The organism is Parvimonas sp. D9, assembly GCF_035282565.1.
In the GTDB taxonomy this organism is placed as follows: Bacteria; Bacillota; Clostridia; order Tissierellales; family Peptoniphilaceae; genus Parvimonas; species Parvimonas micra.
The window spans coordinates 1-251 of record NZ_JAYKBM010000215.1 but is presented as its reverse complement, the minus strand read 5'-3'; the positions used below and the strand labels follow the sequence as shown (position 1 = coordinate 251).

Sequence of the window (251 nt, the reverse complement as noted above, 5' to 3'; positions counted from 1 at the left end):
ATGCCAGGGGTGAGCCGCTGGATCTGAAGGCATGGTCGTGGGTGGAATATCCACGCATAGGTGTTGGTGGGCCGGCATTTTCATTGGGTAGCCGATTCTACAGGGTTGCCCAGCTTCCTGATTATGCATTCTCCGAAAATCGGCTGTTGGCCAAGAGTTACAGCCACATGCTGGAAGTGGGCCAGGTAGGGCGTTACGCGGCAATTGCCGGTACAAAGGCTGTGCCTATCGAGGTTTATCCTGAGAAGGAG

1 protein-coding gene is annotated in these 251 nt (G+C 55.0%); it reads left to right on the top strand.

Translation table 11 applies throughout. The features are described from left to right. Nucleotides 1–251: hypothetical protein (locus VJI94_RS08615; protein ID WP_324009070.1), on the top strand; the 251-nt coding region annotated here is incomplete at both ends.